The organism is Paenarthrobacter sp. NCHU4564, from assembly GCF_052156435.1.
GTDB lineage: Bacteria > Actinomycetota > Actinomycetes > Actinomycetales > Micrococcaceae > Arthrobacter.
Map to the genome: position 1 here is coordinate 95241 of NZ_JBQLIS010000008.1, position 20351 is coordinate 115591.

Genomic DNA, 20351 nt, shown 5'->3' on the forward strand with positions numbered 1-20351 from the left:
TTCCTTACTTCTTGAGGCGCAGTTTCCGTGCTTTCTTCTTGCCGCGCAGGTACTCCTGCTGCGCAGCATCGGCTGCTTGGCGTTCGGCAGCGTGGAGGACACCGTAGGTGAAGGCGGCATTTCCCACGACCGGCGCCGAGCCGAGTTTCAGCAGCTCCGCGCGTGCCACGGCGCTGTCCTGGTGTTCACCGAGGACCGTCTGGATCCCGTGTGCTGCGTCAGCCATCTTCCGTGCCGGCTTTCCGTGCACGCTTTCCACGGCAGAGGCAGCGAAACGCAGTTTTTTGGCAGCCTTCCGAACCTCGTGGAACGCCAGGTCGCGGGAAGGCCCGACGGCGGCACCCACCGCTGCGTCATGGCGTTTGGCTACGCGCTTGGCGGCTTTGTTGACGTACTTGGCGGTGGTTTTCCGCGCCGGTCCGGTTCCTCCCGGAGCTACCGGTGGAGCGTCAAGGAACGCTTCAAGCTTGTCCAGGAGACGGAAGTACCTAGGGCTGTTGAGCCGTGTACGGATGGCAGCCAGGGCGGTGTCGGCGCGGACTTTCATCCGTTCATCAAGTTCGGCCTGCAGGGGTCCCAGTACAAGCTTCACCGGCAGGTCGTCCAGGTCCTTCCGGAGCCGGGCATGCAGCACCTCAACGTCACGGTAGCGGCCCAGGGTCTTGGCCAGCGATTTCAGCTCGGATTCGAGTTCGGCCACTGGGGCTGCCTTGAAAAACTTGCGGTAGCTGCGCAGCACAGAACGCAGACGCCTGGTCAGGGTCCGCATCTGGTGGACTGCGTCGTCCCGGTTCATCCGGACGTGGGCATCTTCAAGAAGGACCTTTGCCAGCAACCCGTCCAGATAGTTAAGCACCGGAACCACAGCCGGGCCCTTGGGCCGGGGCACTTCCCGGCCGCTGCCCTTGGCAGGAGGCAACGTATCGCCCAAGGCCGTGGCAAGCTTTGAGGTCCGTTCACTGGGGCGTGCGCCGGTTTGGACGAGGCGGGTAGCTACGGCGTCCAGCAGGGCATCGTCGTGGTCCCCGACCGCCCCGTTCAGCTCCACTTCCCACTCCCGCCACTCCTGTGGAGCAGGGCTGTCGTGGGCGGGGCGCGCCGCAACGTGGTCGTCCACGAACTCGGCCAACCGCTGGTCATCGTCGCTGTACAGTGCGTACGTTGTGCGCTGCGTGTCCAGCGTTGCCACCGGCTTGAGTGCATGTCCACGCGAAAAGGCCAGCACCCGGTCGAGGAGTTCCACGGGTACGGTGTCCACTTGGCCCAGCGGTGCCTGGATTTCTGTTCGACGCCCTGGGCTGTGGGGAAGCTTGAGGTGCCATCCGGCGTCGGGTCCTCCGGTACGCCGCCGAAGCGTGATGCCGTGGGCTGCCAGAGCCAGGTCCCGCGTATCGAAATAGACGGCCTCGAGGGTGTGGGTGGCAGGTGAGCCGACGCGGGCGACGCCCTTCACCCCCGTGAGGTCGGGAAGCGGAGTGGAGGTGTCGGCGTCGAACTTTCTTTCTGCCTCAACCGTGCTGGAAGCTGCCATGGGCGTAATCTCCTCACTGCGCATTTCCGTAGGGCGCCGGCGAGGGCCGGCCCGTTCGCTGGCCGGCCCTCCCGGAGAAGCGGTTAAACCAATGGTCCTCCTGCTTCATCAACATCGCCACCGCTGACAGTGCCACGCCAGGCACCTGTTTCATGTCCCTGGGCTTCTATAAACTTCTTGAACTTGTCCAGGTCGGCACCAACGCGCAGGCTGTCGGCGCCTACCGCCGACCCGGCCTTCTCCGTGAGGGAATCGGGTTCCCATTCGATCTCCACGTTGACCCTCGTCCGGCCGGCATCCAGTGGCTCAAAGCTCACTGTTCCCGCATTGCGCGGGCCGTCCACGCTGGCCCAGCTCACCAGGGAATCCGGCACCTGCTCGATGATCTGCGCGTTGTACTCGCGCTTGACGCCGCCCACGTTGGTGGAGAAATGCAGGGCGGTGTCATCAATCTGCTGGACTGCCTCTACGCCGTTCATGAACTCCGGGAACGTCTCGAACTGTGTCCACTGGTTGTAGGCCACGGATACGGGGACATCTACGTCGACTGACTTATTGACGGTAGCCATAGGTGGTGCTCCTTCAATGTTTCATGGTGTCGGTGGGTTGGACTGCCGGTGGCGCGCCAGCCGGCTGGCTGCATAACCGCAGGCGCGCCGGTCTTGGGCGCGTCAGCGCGGTTGCTCAGCCGGCGTCGAAGCTTTCGCCGTCGTCGTCCTTGGGGGACTCCTCCGGGGGAAGGTCATTGCCGCTTCCGTCGGGAATGTCCGACGCCGTTTCCGAACCTGATTCGTCCGGGATCGTGGATTGTTCCGTGTGGTACTGCTCATCCGTGCCGCCAAAACGGCCGGCGCCGGGCTCCCCCGCACTGTCGGAATCTTCCGGATCCAGGTGGCTCAGGTTGGGCGCGCCGGTGGCGTAGGTTTCGCCGTCGGGGCTGTCCTGGCTCAGGCCTGCCTCGCTGAGGTCTTCTTCCACCCGTGGCTGGGCTTGGCCTCCGCCGGCTTCCTGCTCCGCAGTGGGGGTACCGTAGCCGCCCACTTCTTCTTCCGGTGTGGCGTTCTGCTTGTCCATGCGACCTGTCCTTTCCAAAGCGGTGGAACTGTTTATGAACTCTTCGAACCTATAAGGTCAGTAGCCTTACTGTCCATGATCGGACGTAATTAATCAGCAAACTTAGTAATCTGCCGGGTAAGGCACTACGATGTACACCGGCCTTACGAAGGCTGGGGAACTTCACAGCCGCCCTGCGGGTCCAGCCCCGTGTAATTCAACGGGCCCGCCACAATATTCAGCGCGATCGTAGCGAACTGCGAGCACTGGGCAGGCGGGGCGTTGTAATAGCCGCGCTGGCCTGCCGCAATTGCACCAATCACCAGCCACACAACAACGATCAGCCCGATAATTGAACCGATACGCATTTTTACCTCTCAAATAACGGATGTACTGCCGGGGAAAAGCCCGGAGAACCGGAATGCGGCCGCACAGTTCCCTGCACGGCCGCACCCTGGTCAATCCGTTGGATTGGTTTCGGTGGTCAAACCGCGGTCATCCGCAGTTTGCCCATCCTTTTCTTCAGCCGGTCCCGCCGGATTTGCCGATTGATTCTCTCCGGCATCCGTGGCGTCCTCGGGGCCACCCCCGGAATCATCCACCGGAACCTGCTCATCCTGCTCCGGAGCCCCCAAATCCCGTGGGATCGGGTGTCCCGGAGTGGTGATTCCGTCGTGCACCTGGCTAAAGCCGGCAACTTCGGTTGGATCAGTGGTCATACGCGCGACCGGCCCCTGCCAAGCACCCAACCAATGAGAGCCAGAACAAGCAGGATAATTCCTACCCACAGCAGGAAGCTCAAGGCTTGGTTAAATCCGCCAACAAGGAGCAAGATGATCGCGATGACACCGGCAATCACTAAAAGAGTGTTCATGTAGCTACGCATCCCTTCAAACAAATTTGTCCAGTTAGGAAGGCGTCCGCTGGGACTCCAATAGGAGATCCACCCCATATCAACGGGCACCGAACGGAGAAAATGATCTCCTTGTTCCGTACTTACCCCTAAGACCGCCGGCTCAAACAAATCCGGCTTACCAAAGTACGTGCACAGCATCATGATAGGCGGACGTCGCCACACGGCACAGTAGTGATCCCGGCCATATTTCGGCACAAGTTCGCGCCGTTCGGCGTTGTACGGAAGACGAAGGGAGGCCACATGCTCATTGTTCTGTTAGGCATAGACGGGTCCGGAAAAACGACGGCGGCCAACGCCCTGGCCACGACGCTGGAGAAGAGCGGCACCAAGGCGTTGCTGCTCAGCAACCATGCCGCCCGGCGCCGGTTGTCCCTCCTTAGCGCCCGCTTCGGCTGGCACCTGCCTGCCCGCTTGGTCGACGCCATTGAGACCACTGTCCGGATCTTCAACGTCGTGGTGTCGCATGCCCGCGCCCGCTTCTTCAAAGGGACCGTGGTGATGGACCGCCACCTGCATTGCCAGCTGGCCCTCCGCCAGGCCAACGGACTGGGGCGCGGCCGCTTCCTGCCGTGGTTGCTGGCCGCACTTCCCGCGCCGGACCTCATCGTCCATTTCGACGTCGACCCCCGGGTGGCGCATGAACGCGTCATCCGGCGTGGCACTGACCAGGAGACACTGTCCGATCTGCAGGCCTTCCGCGCGGCCTACCGCTCGCTTCCCGAATTCCCGGACTTCGTTGAGGTGGATGCCAACGGCTCGGCCGAGGAAACGCTGGAACAACTCAGGGATGCAGCGACCCTCGCTCCGGCCAGCACCGCTAGGTCTTAGGCCCGGACCTTGGCCCGGGGCCTCAGCCGGGAGGCAGGACTCCACCGGCCTCGGATGCCAGGGAGTACAAGTACTCCCTCAAGGGCACCTCCGCCGTATATTCGGGCCGCCACAAAGGCAGGATCATCAATTCACCGGTCCGGTCCAACGTGATGGGAAATGCACCCCGTTCGCTGGTGGGCCGGATCTCGCCCACTTGCTTCAAATATCTGCCCTCCAGGCTGGAGGAGCTAACAGGAACCAACCGGGACCCCCTGGCGGCCACTTCCAGTGGCTGGAACAGCGCGAGCCGGCCCGAGCCGTCCATGGCCACCTCCGCGAAGGCCGTACCGCCGTCGTCATCCGCTCCGGCGATGTGTCCCAGGACGTAAACGCCGGGCCACGGAGCCGAGGAGCGGGAATCCACCACCGGAAGGGAGCTACGGCCGTCCTCCCGCAGCACGGCAACCACGCCACCGACGATTTCAGCCAGCTTGGGAACCACCATGGATTGGGGCTGGGTTATCAACGGCAAGGCTCCGGTCTGGGGAGCACTGCGGTGCATCGCCGTGCCGAGAAAGTCACCGAACCTGCCCATGAATGCCTCCAGAGAGGGCCTCGCTGCTGAAGCCCTCAGAATAGAGTGCAGCCACGAGCCGGAAGCTGTCCAGAGCCTATTGGGCGAAGGCGGCGTTTAGTCCCGTGGCCGCATCAGCGGCGGGTTGAGGATCGCGCGGGTGGGTTGACCCGCCGTCGGGCGTGCTTCCGGGGTGAGGCGAAACAGCGCTGCCGGCCGTCCCGCGTCGCCCGCGGTCATGCGGCCTGTGTCCTCCAGGAAGCCGGGCGTGCCGGTGGCTTTCCGATGGAAGTTGCGGGGATCCAGCCGCGTCCCCCACACAGCCTCATACACGGACCGGAGTTGGGCAATGGTGAACTCCTCCCCGCAGAATGCTGCGCCCAATGGTGAGTACTCGAGCTTAGCCTTGGCCCGTTCCAGCGCATCCTGCAGAATGCGCGCGTGATCGAAAGCGAGACCTACCTCGCCGTCCATGATCGCGGCCACGGGATACCACGCTGCCTTCTCGGCGTCGCTGCCCGCAGCCAGGACGGGGAAGTCCGGGGCGAGCAGCAGGTGGGCCACAGTCAGGATCTCACCCCGGGGATCGCGGCCCTTGGGCCCGTAGCTCCCCAATTGCTCCAGGTGGCCGGGGAGGCGTTCGACGCCGGTCTCCTCGGCGAGCTCCCGCGTCGCCGCCTCGAGCAGGTCCTCACCCGGAAGGACGAACCCGCCAGGGAGGGCCAGTTGGCCCCGGAAGGGCTCGATGAGGCGCGTGATCAGCAGGACGTTCAAGCTGCCCTCACGGACAGTCAGGGCAACCACATCCACGGTCACTGGGAAGCGGGCAGGGGCATTCGAAGGCATGCAGCAATCGTAGGCAATTATCGTCAAGTTGACAATAAAGACGACTGCTGCCCAAGTTTTAGTTATCGTCAAAGTGACGAGAACAAACGAGAAGGAGCACACCATGGCAACCATCAAGCGCTACCCCGGGATCAACCACTTCCTCGGCAGCCCCACCGGCTACGTAGTCCACCTGCAGAAAGGGCAGGTCCGGCACCAAGGCGTGGGCCAGGCATTCTGGTTCCGCCAAGCCGACTCCGTCCTCAGTGAAGTTCCCGTGGACGACCAGGAATTGCCCACCCTGTTCCACGCCATCACCCGCGACCACCAGGACGTCAGCGTGCAGGCCAACGTGACCTACCGTTTCTCCGACCCCGTGGCTGTCTCGAACCGCCTCGACTTCGGGCTCCAGCCTGCGGGAGCACCGCCGGCAACCGGACGCGAACAGGTGTCCACCATCATCGGCCAGCTCTGCCAGAGCCACGCGATTGACCAGATTGCCACCACCACTCTGGCCGAAGCCCTGGAACGGGGAATCTCCCAACTCCGCCTGCTCCTGACCGAGGCCTTGCGGGCCGATGCGAGGCTGCAGTCCACCGGTATCGAAATCCTCGCGGTCCAGGTGCTCGCGATCCGGCCCGAATCCGACGTCGAAAGGGCCCTCCAAACACCAGTTCGCGAACAACTGCAGGCCGAAGCCGACCGGGCCGTGTACGAAAGGCGCGCAGTCGCCGTCGAACGTGAACGGACCATCTCCGAGAATGAGATGGCAAGCCAGATTGAACTGGCGTCCCGGCGCGAACGGCTGGTGGCGCAGGAAGGTGCCAACGCCCGCAGGGCAGCGGAGGAAAAGGCCGCCGCGGGGTTGATCGAGGCCCAAGGGTCTGCCGAGCGAACCGGTATCAGCGCCGCAGCGGAAGCCAACCAGATCCGGCTGGTCGGAGAAGCGGCTGCCGCCCGCGAGGCTGCCACCATGCAGGTCTACCGCGACATGGACCAGGCAACGCTTCTGGCACTGGCGCTCCGGGACGCCGCCGGCTCACTTCCCAACATCGGCAACCTCACCATCACCCCCGACCTGCTCACAGGAGCACTGGCCGGACTGTTCAAAGACACCGCTGCACCCGTCACCAAGTAAGGATCAATGATGGCAAACCCCCGTATCGTCTTCGTCCACCGACGCACCGAACTCCAGGAACTCCTGGACCGGCACGCCACCCGCGGTCAGGCAGAATTCTTCCTCCGGACCCGGGGGCGCAATCTGCAGGACGTCCAGGACCGGCACGACAAACTCACCGCAGCCCTGGCCGCCATGCGCGCCTCGATCCCGGCGGAGTGGCGGCAGGCCGACGTCGAACGTGCCGACCTGAGCCGCTTCCTCCTCGCCGACGACGACATCGTCGCCGTGGTGGGACAGGACGGGTTGGTGGCCAACGTCGCCAAGTACCTCAACGGCCAGCCGGTGCTCGGCATCGACCCCGAACCCGGCACCAACCCCGGTGTCCTGGTAAACCACTCTCCCGCCCAGGCGGCAGCCCTCCTGGCCGCCGCCGATTCGGCGCGCCTCCCCTGTCAGGACCTCACCACCGTGACGGCAACGCTCGACGACGGCCAGCAGCTTTCGGCGCTCAACGAAGTGTTCGTCGGCCATGCCTCGCACCAGTCGGCGAGGTACCAGTTAACGGCGCCTCGCGCTGACGGGAAGCCTGCAAGCGAGCGCCAATCATCCTCCGGGCTCATTGTTTCCACCGGGACAGGAGCCACCGGATGGTGCGCCTCGATCGCCCTCGAACGGGGAGGCCGGACGCTGCCGGCTCCAACAGACCCCCGATTGGCCTGGTTCGTGCGGGAAGCGTGGCCCTCCCCCGTCACGGGAGCTTCGTTGACGGAAGGTGCCCTGTTAGCCGGCGAGTCTATGCGGATCACCGTGGCGTCGGACCAGTTGGTGGTGTTCGGAGACGGCATGGAAGACGACCGGCTCACGGCATCCTGGGGGCAGGAGATCACCGTTGAGCTGGGCCGGACACCGCTCCGGCTGGTGGCCTAGCGTGGGGCGGTCCTGAGGAACTCTGGCAAGCTGCCTCGGTAGCTAACCTAACTAACCTAACTAACCTAACTAACCTAACTAACCTAACTAACCTAACTAACCTAACTAACCGGGTTCCTCTCTTGGCCCACCTCGCCGCACCTGTCAACCGTTGAACCTCAAAAACCCCCGCGATAGGGTGACCGGACCGTCCACCCGCACCTTCGTCTGGAAATCCTGGGAGAAACCATGACACAAGTGAGACGTCGACTGGCTGCTGTCACAGCAGCCTTGGCCCTAAGCGTGACGAGCGGAGCGGTAGCCAGCCCGGCTTTCGCCGATCCGCGCCAAACAGACAAGAACCCAACAGCTACCGGCTACGGCGGCGCAGTGAGCACTGTGGACCCCGAGGCCTCCGCCGCCGCGATAGAAGTCCTGCGGAAAGGTGGCAACGCAGCCGACGCGGCCGTCGCGGCAGCCGCCACCCTGGGTGTGACAGAACCGTACAGCGCCGGCATTGGCGGCGGCGGGTACTTTGTGTTTTACGACGCCAAGACCCAGCAAGTGGGGACCATCGACGGACGTGAAACAGCACCGGCAGGCATGCCCGAGGATGCCTTCATCGATCCTGATACGGGTAAGCCTTACCCGTTCACCCCGGATCTGGTCACCAGCGGCGTCTCCGTCGGCGTCCCCGGAACGCCTGCCACGTGGGAACGGGCCCTTGAGCGTTGGGGCACCCTCAGCCTGGGCGAGGCATTGAAGCCTGCCATCAAGGTGGCCAACCGGGGTTTTGTGGTGGATCAGACCTTCCGCCAGCAGACGTTGGACAACAAGCTGCGCTTTGACACTTTCACTTCCACCCAGGACCTGTTCCTGCCCGGCGGTGACGCTCCCGCCGTCGGAAGCGTCTTCAAGAACCCCGAACTCGCCGAAACGTACCGGCTGCTCGCCAAGGGCGGCACTGCCGCTTTCTACGGCGGGGCATTGGCCCAGGAGATCGCGGCCACGGTTCAGGCTCCACCCACATCCGGTGACACCGACCTGCCTGTACCGGTGGGTTTCATGACAACGGACGACCTCGCGAACTACAAGGCACTGGATCAGGACCCCACACACGTCGAGTACCGCGGGTATGACGTCTATGGAATGGCACCCTCCAGCAGCGGGGGAACCACCGTGGGTGAGGCCCTGAACATCCTGGAGCCCTTCGACCTTGCCGGCATGGAGACCACTGACGCACTCCACCACTACCTGGAGGCGAGCGCGTTGGCGTTCGCGGATCGTGGAGCCTACGTGGGCGATCCCAAGTTTGTGGATGTTCCCACTGAGGCGCTGCTTGACGATGTCTTCGGTAAGGAACGTGCGTGCAGGATTGATCCGGCTGCAGCGGCTAACAAACCGGTGGCTCCCGGCGACGTCACGGATTACGACGGCGCGTGCCCGCCTTCCGATGCACCGCTCGCCGAGGAGACGGACACCGAGAACATCTCCACCACGAACCTGACGGTCGCCGACCGCTGGGGCAACGTTGTGGAGTACACGCTGACGATTGAGCAAACAGGCGGATCAGGCATTGTGGTTCCGGGCCGCGGCTTCCTGCTGAACAACGAGCTCACTGACTTCACCACGGTGTACAACCCGGACGACCCCAACAGGATTCAGCCCAACAAACGTCCCCGGTCGTCCATGTCGCCCACCATCATCCTGAAGGATCAGAAGCCATTCCTGGCCCTTGGATCGCCCGGCGGGTCAACCATCATCACCACGGTGCTGCAGACCATCCTCAACCGGGTGGACCTGGGCATGAGTGTCTCCGAGGCGTTGGCAGCTCCGCGGGCTGCCCAAAGGAACACCCTCAATGTCACGGCAGAGCCTGCCTTCATTGAGGCATATGACGATGGGTTATCCACCCTGGGCCACACGCTGGTTCCGGCCGGTGATGCCTTCACGTCGGCGGCAGAGATCGGGGCGGCGACAGCGATCGAGTTCGGTGAGGACGGCCTGTTGACAGCTGCCGCTGAGCCGGAGCGACGTGGCGGCGGCTCAGCGATGGTTGTCTCCGAGGGGAAAGGCCCCAAACAGAGATAGACCTACCTAGAAAGAGAGCAGTCCGCGGACAGTAGTCCGCAGACCGGCCAGCACAGGATTGGCGGGCTCGCTTGCCGCGAAGGACATCAGTCCCCGGCAAGCGGGCCCGGCGTCTGTCAGCTCTCATTGCCCGCTCCTGTCTGATCGCCGTTCAAGCAGGAATCGTGCAAACATCACCACTGCGCCAATGACTGCAATGACCCCCGAGACAGTAGACCACCACGGGGGGTTGTTGCCGTTGCTCATGAAGATGGACACGCCGTACGTGCCGAGGACCAGGGCCAGCAGCAGCCAGATCAGGGGTGTGCGGTTCATGATGGACTCCTTCATTGGGTTGTGGTTCAAGCCAGGTCGCGTTTGGTGAAGACGCCGAGGGCTACGGCGCCGACTGTGGCTAACCAGCCGAGCGAGGTCAGCAGAGACCACGACGCCGGCTGGCTGAGGATCGCCCGATCCGCCCAGTCCGCTGCTGCCAAGGGAAAGACGAACTGACCGGCCTCCTGCATCAGCTGAGCAGCAAGCCCCGGGAGCACCAAGGTCAGGGGAACAAGGAAGAGACTCACTTGGTGGTTCCTCACCACCGAACCAATCGAGTATCCCCATGCGGCACCCATGCACCCCGTCGCCGCGAACACACCTGGAGCATGGATCCCGGTTGTTCCGGACACCAAGGCGCCAAGGGCCGCACAAAGTTCTGCCGTGGCGACTCCCAGGGCGGAAGCCGCAACCATGGTGGATCCTGCCCTTGCTGCGAACGCCGGGATCCGCTGGAACAAGAGAACCCGCAGATGGAGCGATCCTGTCCGGAAAGCCGAGGTGAACGCGAAAGAACCCAGCAGCGCGGAGCCTGTGAGTACCAGGGAAAGGGCAGACTTCAACAGCACTGCTTCGGTTCCGGGGGACGACGGCCCGGATTCAAAGTAGGCGAGAATATACAACGTTCCGGCGAGCGCACCCACCAGTAACGAACCCACGGCCGCGTCACGCCATAAGGACGGACGGACCAGATCCGTGATGAAGGCTGCTGACAAGTTGCCCACTCAGAATTCCGTGCCTTCGAGCACTTTGGCCGCGGCAAACCCGCTGGCTGCCAGCCATCCCGAGGACACAGCAAAGGCCTGGACCGGGTCGAGGAGCCCGCTAATAGGCAATGACGCCACACCTGCCAAGGCTCCGGACGGAAGCCATCGCGCTGCTTCCGGGAAGCTCAAGAGCAGCGGCAACTCGACAGCCAGCGGAAGGAGCATGGTGACGATCGTCGTTGCGTAGTAATGCCGGATGATCCAGCCCAGCGAGCAGCCCCACAAGGATGCCATGGCCCCGGCGAGGACGACTCCTGGCAGGAAGCGCCACGATTCAGGGGACAGGAGTTCGGCGTGGGCCGCGGCGGGTACGGCGAACGCGACGCTCGCACCCCACAAAGCAATACCGGTCAGCATGATGCCGCTGCCTATGGCCAACGCGGCAGCGTACTTGGCAACCGCCACAGCAACCAGTCCGGACATCAGGACGGTACGCCGCAAAGTGCCGTAGTAGGACTCCCGGGACACCACATAGCTCCCGGCAAAGGCAGCTACTACGGCGATGCTTGCCGCCAAGCCCCAGAAAGCCTGGATGTGGTCACCCGACGGCACGGCTTCGGAGTTGCCAGGCCAGCCGGCGAAATTGGCGATGAACCACGGCACCAGGGCCGCGAACGCCAGTACACCGAGCACCGAGTAGCCGCTCATGTACCGCAGGAGTTCGGACCGGACCACGTCCATGATCGTTCCCCGCACGTCGTCCTTCACCATGAGTCCTCGAGGATGCGGAAGTACGCAGTCTCCAGGCTGCCGCCACCGATCGCTTTGGCCTGCGCCAAGGATCCTTGGAACATGGTTCGGCGCTTCAGCACCACCACGCTGTCCGCCACGTGTTCCAGTTCAAGTAATTGGTGGCTGGAAACAAGTGCGCTCCCACCCGCTGCGGCGAAGCCCCTGAGAAACTGGCGCAGCCACTGGATGCCTTCCGGATCCAGCCCGTTTGCGGGCTCGTCGAGGACCAGAAGCTTTGGATCGCCGATGATTGCGGATCCAATGCCCAGACGTTGACGCATTCCCAGGGAATAGTCCTTGACCTTCCTGTCGGCGTGCTCGGCGAGGCCCACTTGCTCCAGGACCCGCTCCACATTGTCCCTGCCCACGCCTGCGGCCACTTGGCAGATCTGGAGGTGCCGGCGACCACTCAGGCCAGGCTCCATATCCATGCAATCGAGGTTCACGCCCACCTTTGTGGCCGGTCTCCGCAGTCCCCGGTACGCGGTCCCGAAAACCGTGGCACTTCCGGAGGTCGCGGGCACCAAGCCAGTCAATCCTGCGAGCGCCGTGCTCTTGCCGGCACCGTTGGGGCCGATCAGTCCTACAACACTGCCTGCGGGCACCTCGAAGGACAGGTCGTCCACCACCAACTGGTCTCCGCGTTTCTTGCTGAAGTGTGCAAATTTGGCGTAGACAGTCATGGGGCACCTTTCGTGGGGTCGGTTCCGGACACGGACGAGCCCGGCCACAGTGGCGACCCGGTGATGGCGTTCCAAAGCCACTCCCCCAGGCTCACGCTTGTGCCGCCGCTGATCACGGCGCGTCCGGACGCAGGGGTGGAGGATGCGAAGGCGTGCATCTCGCCTGGGTAGGCAAGCACCGGCACCAGGGCGCCCGGGAAAGTCACCGGCGCTACCGTCTCCACTGGTGCGTTGATGTTCGACGGCGGCTGGTCACCAACGCTGGCCCTGGCCACTTCCAGGTTGATCACCATGCCCTGCGTTTGCAGGATCACCTCGTCCCCGGCGGAGATGGAGTGTGTCCCGGACACCGTTGGCATGACAATACGAAGATCGCCGTCGCTGTAGGTGTAGCCGGCAACAGTGGTGGGCCTGACGGGAACTGCTGCGAGAAGGGCAGCAACGCACAGCACGCCAGCCACCACAACTACTGCACGCCTCCAGAAAGGACTTCCCTGCCTGGCCGCGGAGCCGAAGAAGGCAAGGACAATCTTGAGGACCACTGCGAGGAGCAGGCAAGAACCAGCGGCCACAACCACGTGTCCCACCAGCCCAAGCTGCAGGAAGACAGGCACCAGCCGTTGGAAGCCAACCAAGGTGAAGGCTGCGCCCGACACAAAGCCCGCCAGGCCAAACCACGGCAGCCACCCCTGATGGTGATTGCTTCGGGGTGCACCCAGCAGCCAATAGCCGACGACGCCGGCCAGTGCATCCAGGGCTTTCCTGCGCAGGTGCGGCACATCCAGCCATGACATCAGTGCCACATAGCCGTCCAGCTTGATGAAGGGGAACAGGTTGAGGACCGCCACCGCGAAGCAGATCACCCCGTACAACAGGACAGCATCGCCAAGCGGGGAGGCCGGGAGGAATAGATGCGTTGCCAGGGCCAGGCTACCCAAGGCAGCGTGGACCACCGGACCGGCCAAGGCGATCACGACGCGTTGCTTGCGGGATCCCAGGCGCCAACCGTCCGTCACGTCGCAGAAGAATGCCGGAGACAGGTAGAACAGCATGATGCCGATGCGTCTGGGCGTGCCTCCGAAGTACGTTAAGGCCATTCCGTGGCCCAGTTCGTGCAGCAGCGTGGAGGCGAACATGGCCGCAACCACAAAAACATACGCTTCCATGGGCAACGGTGTGGACAACACCCGGACGATATCTTCGCTGGCCGTGACAAGGCCGAGGAGGCCTGCCACCAGAACGATCGCAAGGGCGGCCGCTGTTTCCCGGCGTACCAGGACCGCCAACGCCGGGCGCAAGGCCTGGAGCAGGGGCGCCGGGTTGAACAGCGTGAGTTGGACAGTCAAGGGTGCCCGGAACTGCACGCGACGGACCTCTGCACGGTGCGGACCGGCGTCGAAGATTCCGGTGTGGGCCAACCGGCCCACCACGTTTTCCACGTCCTCCGCAGTCCATTGGCTCCCGAGAGCAGCTGCAACCTGCCCGGGCAGCAGGGTGCCGTCAACGGTCCGCAGCACCGCGGCCACGTCAGCCGAAACGCGGGCCTTTGGCACCTGATTCAGGGCAACTATCCACGGACCACCCGCGTCGAGGGGTTGATCGATGGACGCCACGGAATTGAGCCGCACCGGCCATTCAAGCGGCTGAGCTGCGGACCGGGACATATTGTTACGCAAGCTCATATCAGCGGGTGCGGGGTCGTATGGCCGGAGGATTCCCACCCGGCCCTCCGGTTATCCGGGATGGAAAGCCCCTTGGTTTCGTCCATTGTCAACTGCAGGGCCCCCGGGCAGACCACTTTGCCGCTGACCCAACCCAATTCCCGGACCCGTACCGGAAGGCGGTGCGTGAGATCAACCCAGTGTGAGCCGACGCCGCGCGATGCCAGGTGCCGGACCAGGGCGGCTGCATCAGGAACGGGCTTGCCTGCGGGGATTCCGGACTCTGCGAAGGAACCAACCCAGTCCTGAAGTCGCTGAACAGCGCCAGGGGTTGACCAGTAGGCAGCGCGCGAATCGTCGTCAGTGACCTGCAGGGTGGCGCTGCTCGCGTGCGGTGTCCGGGCCAGGAAAAGCTCACGGATCTGCAGGCCTTCCTGGAGCGCCCCGAGCAACGCCGTCAGCGGGTCTGCAGACGTTTTTAGCCCAACCGCGCCAAATCCCGGCCCGCTGCCATCACAAATGATGCAGACCGCCGTGTGCAGTGGGGAGCCGTCTTCCGGGACAAACGCGAGACACGGATCTATGCCGGCGGTCTTGGCTGATTCGAGAAGCTGGGTCAGGCCGCGGCAGTCCGGTAGGCCCTTCAGACGGGCAGTGTCTATTTGATGGAGCGGACTTCCCTTGTACCAAGCGGCCAGGAAACCGTCCCGTTCCAGGACCTCGGCCAGGGCAGCAGCTTGGGCAAAGGTTGCCGTTGGACCGGACGCTGCCCCATTGGGAGAGGGATCAAAGAAGGCATCCCACGGTTCGCCAGGCTGTTGGGGACCGTAGTCCACCACCGGAGCCGGAACTTGTGATTCGGCACCGGTTTGCAGGTTGCGTGCGCGGTACCAGGGGAAGTCGTAGGCCAGTGCGGAGGCCCGTCCCAGCCCCGCCGAGACAAAGTCGATGCGGCGGTCCTCGTCCGTTGACACGGCCAGGACATCCCGATCGCCCTCAACGCGGACCAACGCGAAGCGCTCCACGGCTTCTCCGGCGGCACGGATCATGGAGGCACGTCGACGAAGGTCGAAGGCTCCCACCGCGGATGAGTACCCCGTGCCGGCGGCGGCGGTGTTGGACAGATAGCCCACGGTCCGCCAAAGGCCCACCTCATTGGGCAGGTGAACGGTTGCCTCGGAAAGCAGGCCCGAGGCCGGGTCAAGCGTGGTGACGGCATCAATGCTCATGGGCCACACACCCAGAGTTCAACGTCGTTCAGTTCCGGACTGGGCGTAGCCAACCGGACAGGCCGGCGCTCAAGGATCTCCAGCCCGGCCGCCGTGATCTCGGACTCGATCAGGTGGTTGCTGACAAAGGCGACCTCACTGGTGTAGGCGGAGGACCGGTACGTGCCGCCCTCGTTGAAGCTGACATGGATCATGGTCACGTGCCTGGCGCCGTTTACGGTATCGCGGCTTTCCGCGGTGATCAGGAAGGCGTCGTCCCCAAGAGCGGAAACTGTTGTGCCGCCGTCGTAGGTTCCCGACGTTTGGTGGCTGTCAGCATTCAGGACGGTCAGCAGGAAGCGACCGTCGGCGGCCAGGGAACCGCGGACCCGCCGGAAGAGGTTCCGGCGTCCTTCCGGGTCAAGGAGCGTGATGGAACTGGCACCGAGGACAACGCAACCGTAACCGCCGTCGGGCTCCAGCGTGGACATGTCCGCCTCCACCAGTTCAACCGGGACGCTGCGGGGGTTGAACTCCTTGGTCCTGACTTTGCGGGCGAGCATCGCCAGCATCTCCGGTGAGGAGTCGACGGCCGTCAGGGGGCGTCCCAAAGCCAGCAGGGCACGGGTGATCCGGCCGGACCCGGCGGCAAGCTCAAGGATGGGCCCGTTGGTGCTGCGGGCTGCCGCCAGGATTTCGGGAAGCTCGGTGAGGTCGTCGGCAGTGATCAGATCGTAGAGGCGCGATCCTGATGCACTGTAAAGATCCTCGGGCGGATCAACGTGACCCAGGACGCGCAGAATGGCGTCTGCGGTTTTGTCTGGTGTCGGTTTCATCGACTTGTCTCCTCCGGAAGTGGCCATTGAAAGGTGCGCGCGGGCGGGACCAGAACCTCCCGCCCGCGCACGGGTCAGGTCGCGGCGATTCCGACGACGATGCCGGCGATGATGATCACGTCACCGACGCGGATGTACCACGGTGTGTCATCCGGGGTATCGAGATTTTCCACTTCCTCGATGGACAGTTGGAGCGTCATTGCTGCCTCCTTTCAGGGTGTTGTTCAGGGGACATGGTTGGCCTAGGTGATGCTGACGGCGATGATGCCGATTGCTACACCCTGGGTGACGCCGACGAACCAGTTGGTGAAGTCCGGAGTATCCATGGATTCGATCTCCTGGACGGAGATATTGAGCTGCTTGTGCATGTGGTGCTGTTTCACCTCCTTCCTTGGGTCGGGGCTGGATGTAGTGGACCCGCCATCAGGTGATGGTGACGGCGATCGTCACCAAGGCGAGCCCGCAGGAGATTCCCTTGATCCGTTCATCCCAGTCATCGGGTACATCCATGGCTTCAAGTTCCTGGATATGCAGGTCCAGGGTCTTCGGTGCAGTAAGGCTGCTCATGTAGTCACCTCCTTTCCCTTGCCGTCGGTGTAGTGGCATGTGGCAAGTTCGATGCGGCCCGCTGTTCTCTGCTGGCCGGGTCCTCTCCCGCCGGGTCCTCTCCCGGCTGGAGGACCTGCAGGACCTGTGCTGCAGTGAGTCCGCGAAGCATGGGGAGGACGCCGCCCCAGTTCCTGATCGAGGAGCTGGCAGCTTCCTGCGCGGTACCGTGCGCGACGACAGTGGGTTGGTTTAGTCCCCATCTGCGCATCAGTTCGGCGATTCCCAGCGCAGGATTCGGCGGCAGGCTGGAGTCTGTCCCGGTCACGGCTGACCAGAGCGCGGCCAGTCTGCGGGCGTCGCCCCAAGCCGCTGCCCCGCGGGTGATCTCTTCCCAAATCGCGGGGATGATGGCGGCGGTGGCACTCATTTTCCGGATTCCTGCGTGATAGGCGAGCTCGTTGGCGACGTACCAATGCTTGGCGCCGTAAGGGTCCCGGCCTGCCAACGACCATCCGGTGTGTGTTTCCTGGCTGAGCCGCGCGGCCGACAGTCTCAACCCCGGAGAATCCTCCTGTGTGAGGCGTTGCCCCAAGGCAACGATCCGGCACAGCAGCAGGTGGGCGTCGTCGTCGAAAATGCTGGCGCTGCTGCCCGCAACAGTTCCGGCCACGCGCAGGAAAGCTTCCAGCAACCCCTCCAGAAGCAGGTGCCGCGGCAAATCCGCCAGATGCGCTGCGTCCAGGACCGCGGCATCGGCAGCCAAGTGCCGTGAGGCCAGGAGCCGGCGCCCGACGGCGGTGTCCAGGCACGCTACTGCGCTGACTTCCGCTCCGGTCCCTATGGTGGACGGCATGAGGACAGTCCGTGGGCGCTCATGGGGTGCAGCCATCGCCGGCACCACCATCAGGCCGGACCTCCTGGCATGGCGCTCCACGTATACAGCCAGGCTGGGGTCGGCGGAGAACAGCGCCCCCAGCTTCACGGCATCCATGACCGAACCGCCGCCCAGGCCTACCACGGTCCGCAGTCCCTTGGCCAGGACAAACGCAGTGACCTCACGGACCCTTTCCGTATCGACGGGCCCGGCAGGGAGTTCCAGAATTGGTGCTCCTCTCAGGTCGCCTGCCAGCAGCCGGTCGCGTTGCCCGCCGAGCGCAGGATCAAGCACCAAACCGGTGCGCCCGCGCGTCAGGGCATGCAGATACTTCGGTGACATTCCGGCGTCGAGAATGACGCTGCGGGTCCGCCACGTTTTGTCGGCGATCATCCGAAAACTCCGTCCCGACGTGCGTCCTGGAGGCCCGTGAAGATTGCCTCTTTGAGCTCGGCGAAGTTGTCGGGCGTATAGACGAGGGCAGGAAGGAGTTGGATCCGGCCGGGGCCGGGTTGGACCAAGGCACCCGCGTGATGGATGCGCCTCACCACGGCAAGCACTGCGTTCGACGCCAACGGAACACCATTGCTGCTCAACAATTGGATGCCCCTCATGCAGCCACGGCCGGACGTGTTTCCCACGCCTGGAATAGCCGTCAGTGATTCGATGAGCTCGTCCAGCCCTTGCGAAACCTCCGCATTGAGCCGCTCATGGTCGAGCCTCTTCATTTCATCGATGGTTGCCAGGATGGCCGCGCACGCAGCAGGAGTTCCGGCTTGTGTTTCACCTTGGACGAAGATGGCCTCGCTGGAGTCGAACGCGGCGGTGATGCGTGTTCCTATCAGCAGGGCAGCGCAGGCGGAAGTCCCGTTGGTCAGACCCTTCGAGGTGATAATTACGTCCGGGCCTTCGGCCCATTCATCGGACACAAACCAGGACTTCACGCGGCCGAATCCCGTGGCAACCTCGTCCGCGACGATCAGGAAGCCATGGTCTTTTCGGTAGCCCAGCAGTTGGCTGACGAATTCTTGCGGGAGTGCGTCCGCTCCGGAGCCGAGGACCGGTTCCACAACCACGGCAGCTATCCGGTGCCCTTCCCGCCGCATCAGCGCGGCAAGCCCTTCGCCGCCGTCGTCTGCACTGACGTGTCTGATATTGCGGGTGTCCACCCCGTACACTGCTTGCCCCAGGTCATCGCCGCCCAGCGCATGGCTTCCGTAGGTGAGGCCGTGGTAGCTACGCTCCAAGCCGACGATCAGCTTTTTCTCCGGATGTCCCGTCAAGGCCGCATACTGCCGCGCCAGTTTCATGACGGCGTCGTTGGCGGCACCGCCGGACGTGGAGAACAGCACACGCTGGAACGGGTGGGCAGGCAGGGACAACAAGGCGTCCGCTGCCTGGATTGCTTTGCCGTGGGCAGACCGGAAAAGGGGAAGGTACGACGCCGTCTCCAACTCCGCTGCCATGGCCGCAGCGATCCGCTGGTTGCCGTAGCCGAGGTTGGCGTTCCACAGACCGCTCTTGGCGCAGATGCGGCGGCGGCCGTCCGCAAAGGTCACGTGCACGCCTTGGGCCGCGGTTGCCGTGTAACTCTCCGCCACGAAGTCGTGTTGGGGAATCAGCGGCACCCACAGTGGCAGCATTGTGCGGGGTGACTGGCCGGTCATCACCGGACTCCGAGGATGTCGATGCCCAACTGGTCGAACTGCGCCACCACGGCGCGTACCGAGCTTTCCGCTTGCGCGGCGGGAACGCCCAGTGCCGGGGCGGCCAGTATCGCGGCGGTGTTGAAGTCCTGGAGGTTGGACACTGCCTCCACGATGGTTGCCGCATCCTTGCCGATCTTGAACAGTCGGCCTGTCTTAGGATCCAACAACGTGTGTTCACCGCCGCGGTGCAGGATAAACGGGGCGTCAGGCGAGGCCGTACTGCTGCTGTCCAGTGCGCCGTAGAGGCTGAGCCCGAAGCCCACCAGCTGGGTTGCTGCCCTTTCTTCCCGGGGAATGAACTTCCAAGCGTCCAAAGCTGCCAGATACCGGGGTAGCCAAGGCCTTTCCCGGAGCAGGCGGCGGATGTCACCCGGTTCGGACACCGCAGCCACGGAGGACTCCGGGTGGAGGGCCAGGGACCGGAGGCGCAGCTCATGAAGGGGGTCGCCCACTTGGCCGATCCTGGTTCCGTAGGGTCCGTTAAGGATCCGTCCGTCCCCGGTGATGTGGAGCCGGGGCATCACCAGGCTGTGGGTGGCCAGTCCGCTGAGCAAAGCACGTTCTGCCAGCACTGCGTTGACTTCAGTCAGTTGCTGGATGAAATGCCCGGAGCTGCGGGCGGCATCGGCGTCATCGAAGAATGCCTGCCAGTCTTCCCGGGTGGTCATGCGCACCACCGTGACGCCCACCAGATTGATGAACGGGATGGCCACATAGTCCTGGATTTCCAGGCTCAACGACCCGTCAATCAGGAGTTCTTCGCCAGTCTCAGCGAACGCGCCTGACACCGGAACTATGGTGTGGTCGCCGGCATCGCCGCCCAGTACCAGGACTGTCGTATCCCGGTCCGCAAGCTTCTTGGCATATGGTGCGTGGTCCGGATTCTCCACGAAAATTGCGGGCCCTTGGATCCGTCCGGGAATCCCGGTGATCCACTGGTCCACTGCCGCAGCTGTGGCCTGCTGCTGAGTCAACGTCATCTACCCGACCCCCAATAGTCGCTCCACTACGGCCCCGAGGGTGCTTCGGGGCCCGTTCCTGTGAAGGAGACTATGGATGCGGTGATGGGCATGGGTGTGAAAGTGGACACTGCGCAAGCCCAAAGAGGGAAATTGGGTGGTCGAAACACCAAAACTAGGTGGTGGGAGAGCCTGCCTAGGTGGTGATGCAGCTTGGGTCTAGGTGGTGCTG

General features: G+C 63.8%; 25 protein-coding genes. 4 read left to right on the plus strand and 21 right to left on the minus strand.

Annotation, left to right across the window (positions count from 1 at the left end; genetic code table 11):
• Positions 1–4 precede the first annotated feature (4 nt).
• The 6 genes from ACSVIE_RS10620 to ACSVIE_RS10645 form a co-directional block, all read right to left on the minus strand.
• Positions 5–1531, minus strand: coding sequence for a CYTH and CHAD domain-containing protein (locus ACSVIE_RS10620; RefSeq protein ID WP_442423778.1), 1527 nt, complete (start codon positions 1529–1531; stop codon positions 5–7).
• 83 nt (positions 1532–1614) lie between these two features.
• Positions 1615–2100, minus strand: coding sequence for an SRPBCC family protein (locus ACSVIE_RS10625; RefSeq protein WP_442423779.1), 486 nt, complete (start codon positions 2098–2100; stop codon positions 1615–1617).
• A gap of 115 nt (positions 2101–2215) precedes the next feature.
• On the minus strand, positions 2216–2605 hold the full coding sequence (locus ACSVIE_RS10630) for a hypothetical protein (protein WP_442423780.1): 390 nt from the start codon (positions 2603–2605) through the stop codon (positions 2216–2218).
• A 143-nt stretch (positions 2606–2748) separates the two neighbouring features.
• Positions 2749–2952, minus strand: a complete 204-nt coding sequence (locus ACSVIE_RS10635) for a hypothetical protein (RefSeq protein WP_426004117.1) — start codon at positions 2950–2952, stop codon at positions 2749–2751.
• Between the two features lie 90 nt (positions 2953–3042).
• Positions 3043–3303: a hypothetical protein gene (locus tag ACSVIE_RS10640; RefSeq protein ID WP_426004119.1), complete on the minus strand. Its 261-nt coding sequence runs from the start codon at positions 3301–3303 to the stop codon at positions 3043–3045.
• Positions 3300–3740 carry a hypothetical protein gene (locus ACSVIE_RS10645; protein WP_442423841.1) on the minus strand — a complete coding sequence of 147 codons (441 nt, stop codon included), beginning with the start codon at positions 3738–3740 and terminating at the stop codon, positions 3300–3302. Before ACSVIE_RS10645 ends, ACSVIE_RS10640 begins: the two co-directional genes overlap by 4 nt.
• Here ACSVIE_RS10645 and ACSVIE_RS10650 point away from each other — a divergent pair, their 5' ends adjacent.
• Positions 3741–4328 carry an AAA family ATPase gene (locus ACSVIE_RS10650; RefSeq protein WP_442423781.1) on the plus strand — a complete coding sequence of 196 codons (588 nt, stop codon included), beginning with the start codon at positions 3741–3743 and terminating at the stop codon, positions 4326–4328.
• Positions 4329–4350: 22 nt separating this feature from the next.
• Here ACSVIE_RS10650 and ACSVIE_RS10655 read toward each other — a convergent pair whose 3' ends face one another.
• Entirely contained in the window at positions 4351–4905 is a 555-nt protein-coding gene (locus ACSVIE_RS10655; protein WP_442423782.1) for a hypothetical protein, read from the minus strand.
• 96 nt (positions 4906–5001) lie between these two features.
• Positions 5002–5730 (minus strand): NUDIX hydrolase, encoded by a 729-nt coding sequence (locus ACSVIE_RS10660; RefSeq protein WP_442423783.1) that lies wholly within the window; start codon positions 5728–5730, stop codon positions 5002–5004.
• 103 nt (positions 5731–5833) lie between these two features.
• On the opposite strand from ACSVIE_RS10660, the gene ACSVIE_RS10665 reads away from it, so the two are divergent.
• The 3 genes from ACSVIE_RS10665 (at position 5834) to ggt (ending at position 9826) form a co-directional block, all read left to right on the plus strand.
• Positions 5834–6847 carry an SPFH domain-containing protein gene (locus ACSVIE_RS10665; RefSeq protein ID WP_442423784.1) on the plus strand — a complete coding sequence of 338 codons (1014 nt, stop codon included), beginning with the start codon at positions 5834–5836 and terminating at the stop codon, positions 6845–6847.
• 9 nt (positions 6848–6856) lie between these two features.
• Positions 6857–7756, plus strand: a complete 900-nt coding sequence (locus tag ACSVIE_RS10670) for a hypothetical protein (protein WP_442423785.1) — start codon at positions 6857–6859, stop codon at positions 7754–7756.
• A 228-nt stretch (positions 7757–7984) separates the two neighbouring features.
• Positions 7985–9826: a gamma-glutamyltransferase gene (ggt, locus tag ACSVIE_RS10675; protein ID WP_442423786.1), complete on the plus strand. Its 1842-nt coding sequence runs from the start codon at positions 7985–7987 to the stop codon at positions 9824–9826.
• Positions 9827–9949: 123 nt separating this feature from the next.
• Here ggt and ACSVIE_RS10680 read toward each other — a convergent pair whose 3' ends face one another.
• From ACSVIE_RS10680 to mpaB, 13 genes are all read right to left on the minus strand, one after another.
• A complete protein-coding gene (locus ACSVIE_RS10680; protein WP_442423787.1) occupies positions 9950–10141 on the minus strand; it encodes a hypothetical protein in 192 nt (63 codons plus the stop codon).
• A 26-nt stretch (positions 10142–10167) separates the two neighbouring features.
• Positions 10168–10866: a hypothetical protein gene (locus tag ACSVIE_RS10685; protein ID WP_442423788.1), complete on the minus strand. Its 699-nt coding sequence runs from the start codon at positions 10864–10866 to the stop codon at positions 10168–10170.
• Entirely contained in the window at positions 10867–11619 is a 753-nt protein-coding gene (locus ACSVIE_RS10690) for a hypothetical protein (protein WP_442423789.1), read from the minus strand.
• Positions 11613–12323, minus strand: coding sequence for an ABC transporter ATP-binding protein (locus ACSVIE_RS10695; protein WP_442423790.1), 711 nt, complete (start codon positions 12321–12323; stop codon positions 11613–11615). The genes ACSVIE_RS10690 and ACSVIE_RS10695 overlap by 7 nt, the downstream gene beginning before the upstream one ends.
• Positions 12320–13987 carry a daptide biosynthesis intramembrane metalloprotease gene (gene mpaP, locus ACSVIE_RS10700; protein WP_442423791.1) on the minus strand — a complete coding sequence of 556 codons (1668 nt, stop codon included), beginning with the start codon at positions 13985–13987 and terminating at the stop codon, positions 12320–12322. Before mpaP ends, ACSVIE_RS10695 begins: the two co-directional genes overlap by 4 nt.
• Positions 13988–14001: 14 nt before the next feature.
• Positions 14002–15213 carry a YcaO-like family protein gene (locus ACSVIE_RS10705; protein WP_442423792.1) on the minus strand — a complete coding sequence of 404 codons (1212 nt, stop codon included), beginning with the start codon at positions 15211–15213 and terminating at the stop codon, positions 14002–14004.
• Entirely contained in the window at positions 15210–16028 is an 819-nt protein-coding gene (mpaM, locus tag ACSVIE_RS10710) for a daptide-type RiPP biosynthesis methyltransferase (protein WP_442423793.1), read from the minus strand. Before mpaM ends, ACSVIE_RS10705 begins: the two co-directional genes overlap by 4 nt.
• 74 nt (positions 16029–16102) lie before the next feature.
• The gene (locus ACSVIE_RS10715) at positions 16103–16228 is read right to left on the minus strand and encodes a daptide-type RiPP (RefSeq protein ID WP_426004139.1); all 126 of its coding nucleotides are present in this window, start codon (positions 16226–16228) and stop codon (positions 16103–16105) included.
• 42 nt (positions 16229–16270) lie between these two features.
• On the minus strand, positions 16271–16411 hold the full coding sequence (locus ACSVIE_RS10720; RefSeq protein ID WP_426004141.1) for a daptide-type RiPP: 141 nt from the start codon (positions 16409–16411) through the stop codon (positions 16271–16273).
• A 40-nt stretch (positions 16412–16451) separates the two neighbouring features.
• The gene (locus tag ACSVIE_RS10725) at positions 16452–16595 is read right to left on the minus strand and encodes a daptide-type RiPP (protein ID WP_426004142.1); all 144 of its coding nucleotides are present in this window, start codon (positions 16593–16595) and stop codon (positions 16452–16454) included.
• A gap of 4 nt (positions 16596–16599) precedes the next feature.
• Positions 16600–17844, minus strand: coding sequence for a daptide-type RiPP biosynthesis dehydogenase (gene mpaC, locus ACSVIE_RS10730; protein ID WP_442423794.1), 1245 nt, complete (start codon positions 17842–17844; stop codon positions 16600–16602).
• Positions 17841–19118: a daptide-type RiPP biosynthesis aminotransferase gene (gene mpaD, locus ACSVIE_RS10735; protein WP_442423795.1), complete on the minus strand. Its 1278-nt coding sequence runs from the start codon at positions 19116–19118 to the stop codon at positions 17841–17843. Before mpaD ends, mpaC begins: the two co-directional genes overlap by 4 nt.
• Positions 19118–20140 carry a daptide biosynthesis RiPP recognition protein gene (mpaB, locus tag ACSVIE_RS10740; protein WP_442423796.1) on the minus strand — a complete coding sequence of 341 codons (1023 nt, stop codon included), beginning with the start codon at positions 20138–20140 and terminating at the stop codon, positions 19118–19120. Before mpaB ends, mpaD begins: the two co-directional genes overlap by 1 nt.
• Positions 20141–20351: the final 211 nt, after the last annotated feature.

Coding starts and splice junctions, on each gene's coding strand:
- ACSVIE_RS10620 (WP_442423778.1), bottom strand. CDS start 1,531: ATGGCAGCTTCCAGCACGGTTGAGGCAGAAAGAAAGTTCGACGCCGAC.
- ACSVIE_RS10625 (WP_442423779.1), bottom strand. CDS start 2,100: ATGGCTACCGTCAATAAGTCAGTCGACGTAGATGTCCCCGTATCCGTG.
- ACSVIE_RS10630 (WP_442423780.1), bottom strand. CDS start 2,605: ATGGACAAGCAGAACGCCACACCGGAAGAAGAAGTGGGCGGCTACGGT.
- ACSVIE_RS10635 (WP_426004117.1), bottom strand. CDS start 2,952: ATGCGTATCGGTTCAATTATCGGGCTGATCGTTGTTGTGTGGCTGGTG.
- ACSVIE_RS10640 (WP_426004119.1), bottom strand. CDS start 3,303: ATGACCACTGATCCAACCGAAGTTGCCGGCTTTAGCCAGGTGCACGAC.
- ACSVIE_RS10650 (WP_442423781.1), top strand. CDS start 3,741: ATGCTCATTGTTCTGTTAGGCATAGACGGGTCCGGAAAAACGACGGCG.
- ACSVIE_RS10655 (WP_442423782.1), bottom strand. CDS start 4,905: ATGGGCAGGTTCGGTGACTTTCTCGGCACGGCGATGCACCGCAGTGCT.
- ACSVIE_RS10660 (WP_442423783.1), bottom strand. CDS start 5,730: ATGCCTTCGAATGCCCCTGCCCGCTTCCCAGTGACCGTGGATGTGGTT.
- ACSVIE_RS10665 (WP_442423784.1), top strand. CDS start 5,834: ATGGCAACCATCAAGCGCTACCCCGGGATCAACCACTTCCTCGGCAGC.
- ACSVIE_RS10670 (WP_442423785.1), top strand. CDS start 6,857: ATGGCAAACCCCCGTATCGTCTTCGTCCACCGACGCACCGAACTCCAG.
- ggt (WP_442423786.1), top strand. CDS start 7,985: ATGACACAAGTGAGACGTCGACTGGCTGCTGTCACAGCAGCCTTGGCC.
- ACSVIE_RS10680 (WP_442423787.1), bottom strand. CDS start 10,141: ATGAACCGCACACCCCTGATCTGGCTGCTGCTGGCCCTGGTCCTCGGC.
- ACSVIE_RS10690 (WP_442423789.1), bottom strand. CDS start 11,619: ATGGTGAAGGACGACGTGCGGGGAACGATCATGGACGTGGTCCGGTCC.
- ACSVIE_RS10695 (WP_442423790.1), bottom strand. CDS start 12,323: ATGACTGTCTACGCCAAATTTGCACACTTCAGCAAGAAACGCGGAGAC.
- mpaP (WP_442423791.1), bottom strand. CDS start 13,987: ATGTCCCGGTCCGCAGCTCAGCCGCTTGAATGGCCGGTGCGGCTCAAT.
- ACSVIE_RS10705 (WP_442423792.1), bottom strand. CDS start 15,213: ATGAGCATTGATGCCGTCACCACGCTTGACCCGGCCTCGGGCCTGCTT.
- mpaM (WP_442423793.1), bottom strand. CDS start 16,028: ATGAAACCGACACCAGACAAAACCGCAGACGCCATTCTGCGCGTCCTG.
- ACSVIE_RS10715 (WP_426004139.1), bottom strand. CDS start 16,228: ATGACGCTCCAACTGTCCATCGAGGAAGTGGAAAATCTCGATACCCCG.
- ACSVIE_RS10725 (WP_426004142.1), bottom strand. CDS start 16,595: ATGAGCAGCCTTACTGCACCGAAGACCCTGGACCTGCATATCCAGGAA.
- mpaC (WP_442423794.1), bottom strand. CDS start 17,844: ATGATCGCCGACAAAACGTGGCGGACCCGCAGCGTCATTCTCGACGCC.
- mpaD (WP_442423795.1), bottom strand. CDS start 19,118: ATGACCGGCCAGTCACCCCGCACAATGCTGCCACTGTGGGTGCCGCTG.
- mpaB (WP_442423796.1), bottom strand. CDS start 20,140: ATGACGTTGACTCAGCAGCAGGCCACAGCTGCGGCAGTGGACCAGTGG.